At 59.5% G+C, this 2,539-nt stretch carries 4 protein-coding genes and 1 pseudogene; 3 read left to right on the top strand and 2 right to left on the bottom strand.

Annotation, left to right across the window (positions count from 1 at the left end; translation table 11 throughout):
- From ACIREA_RS30440 to ACIREA_RS30430, 3 genes are all read left to right on the top strand, one after another.
- Positions 1 to 998, top strand: a 998-nt coding sequence (locus ACIREA_RS30440) for an efflux RND transporter permease subunit (RefSeq protein ID WP_397386070.1), incomplete at its 5' end; no start/stop codon positions are given.
- Positions 999 to 1,004: 6 nt separating this feature from the next.
- Positions 1,005 to 1,235 carry a DUF2892 domain-containing protein gene (locus ACIREA_RS30435; protein WP_397386069.1) on the top strand — a complete coding sequence of 77 codons (231 nt, stop codon included), beginning with the start codon at positions 1,005 to 1,007 and terminating at the stop codon, positions 1,233 to 1,235.
- Between the two features lie 24 nt (positions 1,236 to 1,259).
- Positions 1,260 to 1,427, top strand: coding sequence for a DUF6132 family protein (locus ACIREA_RS30430; RefSeq protein WP_397386068.1), 168 nt, complete (start codon positions 1,260 to 1,262; stop codon positions 1,425 to 1,427).
- A gap of 110 nt (positions 1,428 to 1,537) precedes the next feature.
- Here ACIREA_RS30430 and ACIREA_RS30425 read toward each other — a convergent pair whose 3' ends face one another.
- Together ACIREA_RS30425 and ACIREA_RS30420 are read right to left on the bottom strand one after the other, a co-directional pair.
- A complete protein-coding gene (locus ACIREA_RS30425) occupies positions 1,538 to 1,936 on the bottom strand; it encodes an RNA recognition motif domain-containing protein (protein ID WP_397386067.1) in 399 nt (132 codons plus the stop codon).
- Between the two features lie 268 nt (positions 1,937 to 2,204).
- A pseudogene (locus ACIREA_RS30420) lies at positions 2,205 to 2,539 on the bottom strand (glucosamine-6-phosphate isomerase); the annotation flags it as partial.

Genomic DNA, 2,539 nt, shown 5'->3' with positions numbered 1-2,539 from the left:
TCCACGGCATCAGCGCCGCCACAATTTCACAGACGCTCAAAATCGCCGTGGATGGCGAGACGGTCGATCTGCTGCACCAGCCTGAAGAAAAGGAGGACGTGAACATCCGCCTCGAACTGCCACGCTCCGCGAAGACCACGCCGGAGGAGTTGCTCGCGCTGCGCGTGCGCTCTGGAGATGCCAATGCCTTGCCCGAACCCGGTGCCTCCGGTTCCCCCCTCGTGCCCTTGCGTGAGCTGGTGAAGGTGGAGCATGTCACGGTGGAGAAGAGCCTCTATCACAAGAACCTGATGCCCGTGACCTATGTCATTGGTGATGTGGCCGGCGTGGTCGAAAGCCCCGTGTACGCCATTTTCAAGATGAATGAGGCGCTCAAGAAACTCGACACACGCGAGTTCGGCGGCAGCGGCGCGGAACTTCAGATCCTCAATGCCTCCATGCCCTTCAGCGATGCCGAACCCGCGCTGAAATGGGATGGTGAGTGGCACGTCACCATCGAAGTCTTCCGTGATCTCGGTGCCGCCTTTGGCGCGTGTTTGATCCTCATCTACGTGCTCATGGTCGGCTGGTTCCGCAGTTTCATCACGCCTGCCATCGTGATGATCGCCATTCCTTTCTCACTGGTCGGCATTCTGCCCGCGCACGGTCTGATGGACGCGTTTTTCACCGCCACCAGCATGATCGGTTTCATGGCAGGAGGTGGTATCGTGGTGCGAAACTCCATCATCCTCGTCGATTTCATCGAGTTGCGCATTCAGGAGGGCATGCCGTTGAGCGAGGCCGTGATCGACGCCGGAGCCGTGCGCTTTCGTCCCATGCTGCTGACTGCCATGGCCGTGGTCGTCGGTGCGGCGGTCATCCTTGCCGATCCCATCTTCCAGGGCCTCGCCATCGCACTCATGGCCGGGGAGATCGCCAGCCTCTTCATCAGCCGCATGGCCGTGCCGGTGCTCTACTTCATGGCCAACAAGCATTCTCATCCTGAACCCAAACTCTAAAACACTATGAAACCCAACATCGGAACCGTGGACCGCGCGCTGCGCATCTTCGTTGGCCTTGGCCTCATCGCCTACGGCATCGTCAATCACACCTGGCTGGGAGCCATCGGTGCTGTGCCGCTGCTCACCGCATTCATCCGCTTCTGCCCTCTTTATGCCCCCTTCGGCATCAGCACCTGCGGCAAAAGCGGCAATGGCAAAGGTGGTGGCTGCTGCGGAGGCGGCAAGTGCTGCTGAGTTCAAAACTCCATTCATATTTCCATGTCACGCCTCCTCATTCCCATCGCCATCGGTGCAGCCATTGGCTCGGCATTGGGCTACTTCGGCCAGTGCAGTTCTGGCACCTGCCCGCTCACCTCGACCTGGTGGCGCGGAGCCATCTACGGCAGCGTGATGGGGCTGCTCATGGCGCTGGGGTCGAGCCGCTAGGAGGTGCATCACTCCGCAGCGTCTTAACGGCATGAAAAAGCGGCATCCTGTTGCCAGGATGCCGCCGTGAATTTTTCTTGGAGCCTTGGTTGGAAGGTCAGAGGGGACGCTTAGTAGCGACCGCCACCGCCGCCGCCACCACCGTAGCCGCCACGGCCACCGCCGCCGCCACCACCGCTCTTGCCGCCGCCGCCACCGTAGCCGCCACGGCCACCGCCGCCGCCACCACCACCGTAGCCGCCGCCGCCTGCTGGACGATCTTCCTTCGGACGGGCTTCATTGATGGTCAGGTTGCGACCACCGTAATCTTTTTCATTGAGGCCACGGATGGCTTCATTCATGGCTGTTTGGGAGTCCATGGTCACGAAAGCAAAGCCACGAGGACGACCGGAGTCGCGGTCCATCGGAAGGTGGATGTCGGTAACGGTGCCGTAGTCGGTGAAGAGAGCGCGGACGTCGTCTTCTGTGGCGGTGAAGGGCAGGTTGCCCACGTACATTTTAGTATTCATATCGATTTTCTTGAGTTCAGCCAGCCTCAATGAGGGCCAAGTAAGCTCCGTAATCGGATTTAAGAACACCAAAGGAAACAACCTGATGAACGACTTAGCTTAGCCTTTATCAGGTTAACTTGCGATGTGACCCTCGTCCTCATCGGGGGAATAGCAAACGTTAGTTTGGAATTCGACGGAAGGGGCCCGGATGGCCATCTTTGCCGAGCTCAATGGGCCGGGCTGGGAATGACGAATGCACTTCCATTCGTCATTCCGCCGGAGGTGATCAGTGCATTTCCACATCGCATTGGCCCAAGCCGCCGCGGTAGTAGTTGAACTGCACATTGGGATGTTCAGCGAGCAGCGACATCGGCACAGAGGCATCTGCAAGACGCTTGGAAATCAGGAGTGCGGTGAGCCGCTGGCCCAGCGGATTGTCATGCTGGCCGGCATGCCAGACACTGACTTTCTCCGCCATCCAGGTTTCCTTGGGGCCCACTGTGATGGCCTTCTGCGGCACCAGAGTGAGATTGCCACCACCCGAAGTGCGGGCATTCTGCATAAGGGTCACCGGATGCAGATCCACGAGACGTGTGGTCAGTTTGCGAAACTCTGCAGGCG

Origin of the sequence: Prosthecobacter sp. (assembly GCF_044373815.1) — a bacterium.
Lineage (GTDB): Bacteria > Verrucomicrobiota > Verrucomicrobiia > Verrucomicrobiales > Verrucomicrobiaceae > Prosthecobacter.
The sequence above is the reverse complement of the archived record's forward strand: the minus strand, read 5'-3'. Positions and strand labels throughout refer to the sequence as shown.